Source organism: Paraburkholderia sp. GAS448 (assembly GCF_050435685.1).
GTDB lineage: Bacteria > Pseudomonadota > Gammaproteobacteria > Burkholderiales > Burkholderiaceae > Paraburkholderia.
Genome location: NZ_JBNDKT010000111.1, coordinates 1 through 3,369, shown reverse-complemented (window position 1 = coordinate 3,369; position 3,369 = coordinate 1). Strand labels below are relative to the sequence as shown.

General features: G+C 59.4%; 4 protein-coding genes. All 4 read left to right on the top strand.

What is annotated here, in order from left to right; genetic code table 11:
• The coding region (locus P3T23_RS47275) for a DUF5372 family protein (RefSeq protein ID WP_429322890.1) at window positions 1–298 on the top strand (298 nt) is incomplete at its 5' end.
• Entirely contained in the window at window positions 295–969 is a 675-nt protein-coding gene (locus P3T23_RS47270; RefSeq protein ID WP_429322889.1) for a helix-turn-helix domain-containing protein, read from the top strand. The genes P3T23_RS47275 and P3T23_RS47270, both read left to right, overlap by 4 nt.
• Before the next feature lie 11 nt (window positions 970–980).
• Window positions 981–1,274 carry a hypothetical protein gene (locus P3T23_RS47265; protein WP_429322888.1) on the top strand — a complete coding sequence of 98 codons (294 nt, stop codon included), beginning with the start codon at window positions 981–983 and terminating at the stop codon, window positions 1,272–1,274.
• The gene (locus P3T23_RS47260) at window positions 1,271–3,352 is read left to right on the top strand and encodes a recombinase family protein (protein ID WP_429322887.1); all 2,082 of its coding nucleotides are present in this window, start codon (window positions 1,271–1,273) and stop codon (window positions 3,350–3,352) included. The genes P3T23_RS47265 and P3T23_RS47260 overlap by 4 nt, the downstream gene beginning before the upstream one ends.
• The last annotated feature ends 17 nt before the right edge of the window (window positions 3,353–3,369 follow it).

Here is a 3,369-nt window from a genome sequence, read left to right as displayed (position 1 = left end):
GCGTTGGAGTTCGCAGACAACTGCGCCTGTAAGTGACGCTGGAGGCCAACGTTTTCAGGTCACTCATCCGTACCACCCCCTTCATTTGCAAGAATTCGAACTGATCCTTCACGCCCATAACTGGCATGAGGATAGGGTCTGGTTTCATGACGCAAATGGTCGGTTGCGAGCGCTGCCGGCCAACTGGACCAGCGTCGTCGGCGAGAACCCATTCAACATGGTCGCTGCCGGGCGCGCCTTGTTTCGTGTGGAAGAACTGCTTGAACTGGGGCGCTTGATCTCCGCGCTTGAGACGTGATCGGCGCAGACACGTGTAAAGTCAAATACGCCGAGGATGTAAATTTAAATACGCCGAACAATGGATTGATTGGTTGCCTGGATATTGCAAATATAACGCTTCATTTTGGCGGTATGCGTGTTGTTGGCCATGGATATACAGCTTGCGTATTCCGAATTATGGTACATAATTATATTTACAGTAATTTGATCACTTTCCGGAGTTCGTACATGGCAATCGACCGACGCAAAGAGGACAAGCGCCGCACGCTACGTCAGCAGGCGAGCCTCAATCCGCGTCCAGATGCCGTGACGCATCCGTTGTTTCGGGACAAAGAGTTCTTCGATTCCCTCGATCTGCTGCAGGTCAAATACGAGATGCTGCGCGCGGTACGCGTAGACAAGCAGTCGATCAGCGAAGCGGCCCGGGCATTCGGTTTCTCACGGCCGTCGTTCTATCAGGCTCAGACGGCTTTCGAACAAGGCGGACTGGCCGCTCTGATTCCGCAGAAGACCGGGCCGCGCAGCGGCCACAAATTGACTCCAGCGGTGATGGAGTTTCTGAACCGGGCGCGGGTGGCCGAGCCGACTGTGCGAGCGGAGCGACTGGCCAGCCTGGTGCACCAGACCTTCGGCGTACAGGTCCATCCGCGCAGTATCGAACGGCAGTTTCTGCGTCAAAAAAAACCGTAACGAAACCGTCCGTGTCCACTCCGGACCCTGCGCTGTGCAATGACGGACTGATTTCCCGTTATGAAGATCTGAGGCAACAGGCACTTGGATTGCCGTGCGCGATTCCTCGCGGCCAGGGCCTCGTGCTGTTGATGCGCAGCGGCATGAGAGCGTGGATGCAGGCATGGGCCCAGTGCGCAACCACGGTTGTACGGCGGCAGCCGCCGCCTGGTGAGGCAGAGATCATCCCCCTCACGCTGCATCAGGAGGCGACGTTGATTCTGGCTTCAATGCTTTTACACCGGCGTCAGGAGGCAGCAGCATGAAGAGCGATCCTCATCAGAAGGTCCAGGCGAGTCATCTGAAGCGCAACGCCTATCTTTATATCCGGCAATCCACATTACGTCAGGTGTTCGAGAACACCGAGAGCACCAAACGCCAATATGCGCTGCGCCAACGGGCCGTCGCCCTGGGATGGTCCGAGGACCGCATTATTGTGATCGATAGCGACCTTGGTCAGTCCGGCGCGTCATCGGCGGACCGCAAAGGATTCCAGCGGCTGGTCGCCGAAGTTGGCGTGGGTCATGCCGGCATCGTGCTTGGCCTGGAGGTGTCGCGCCTGGCGCGCAACTCCACCGACTGGCATCGGCTGCTTGAGATCTGTGCTATCACTGGTACGTTGATCCTTGACGAGGATGGCATATACGATCCTGCTCACTTCAACGACCGGCTTTTATTGGGGCTTAAGGGCACCATGAGCGAGGCCGAATTGCACGTTCTGCGGGCGCGCCTGCAAGGAGGAATCCTAAGCAAGGCGAGACGCGGCGAACTGCAGATACGCCTGCCTGTCGGCTTCGTGTACAACGCCGCGGGCGCGGTCGTTCTTGATCCGGACCAGCAGGTCCAGCACTGCCTGAGGTGGCTGTTCGACACCTTCCGAGGTACGGGATCGGCGATGGCTACCGCACGCGCCGCGCATCATATCGAGCTCGCGTTTCCACGACGATGCCGCAAAGGTCCGCATAAGGGCGAATTGTTGTGGGGCAGCCTCGGACACAGCCAGGTCGTGCGCATTCTCCACAACCCAAGGTATGCCGGCGCGTTCGTGTATGGGCGCACCCATACACGCAAGACAGTCGATGGACGCACGCTTGTGATTCGCACTCCGCGCGACGAGTGGGATACGTTGATTCCGGGCGCTCATGTCGGTTATCTCTCCTGGGAAGAGTATGAGCACAATCAGCGGCGTTTGCATGAGAGCGCACAGGTAATCGGTGCCGACCGGCGCCGTGGCGCACCGCGTGAGGGTCCAGCACTGCTTCAGGGACTCGTGGTCTGCGCACGCTGCGGCAATCGCATGACCGTCGGTTATCATAGCCGCCGAGGGCGCCTGTGTCCCGAGTACGTCTGCCAGCGCGAAGGCATCGAGCAGGCCGAACCCATCTGCCAGCGCATCCACGGGGCTGGCATCGACGAGGCCATTGGCGAACTGCTCGTCGAAGCGCTTAATCCGCTTGCCATTGAGGTGAGCCTTGCCGTTCAGCGCGAACTCCAGTCCCGAATCGAAGAAGCCGACTGTCTGCGGCACAAGCAGGTGGAGCGCGCCCAGTACGAAGCCGATCTGGCGCAGCGCCGCTATATGCGCGTCGATCCGGAGAACCGGCTTGTTGCCGACTCACTCGAAGCAGACTGGAACCATAAACTTCGCGCGCTGACTGAGGCTAACGAGGAATATCGGCGTCGTCGCGAACAGGACGCCCGTATCCTGACAGATGAGCAGCGCGCCGTCATCGTCTCGCTGGCGTCAAACTTCCCTCGGCTATGGCGGGACCCCGCTACGCCCGACCGGGAACGCAAACGCATGATCAGGCTGCTTCTGGAAGACGTCACCCTGGAGCGCGGCCAGCAGGTTACCGCACAGATCCGCTTCAAGGGCGGCGCCCACCGGACCCTCGCGGTACCGTTGCCACTAAAATCATGGCAGCACTGGGTCACGCCCGCCGCAGTGATCGCTCAGATCGATGAACTGCTCAATCACCATACTGTCCTGCAGATCGCGAACATCCTGAACGAACGTGGCGCCCCGTCGGGCACGGGTAGACCCTTTAATGCAAAAATGGTCGCACGCCTGCAGCGCAATTACTGCCTGAAGCCACGCTATGACCGGTTACGCGAAGCGGGTCTGCTGACGCTGCAAGAAATGGCCGATGCGTTGCACGTCTCGCCGACGAGCGTAAAGATATGGAACCGTCGCGGTCTCATCCGCGCTCACGCATATAGCGACAAGAACGAATGCCTGTACGATCCACCGGGCAATAACCCGCCCAGAAAGGCGATGGGCGTCAAGCTGTCCTGCCGGCGTCGTCATCCCGACGTCGTTTCTGATCGCCGCGAGGAGGTGTAGTGTGAAACACAAGCCTT

Coding starts and splice junctions, on each gene's coding strand:
- P3T23_RS47260 (WP_429322887.1), top strand. CDS start 1,271: ATGAAGAGCGATCCTCATCAGAAGGTCCAGGCGAGTCATCTGAAGCGC.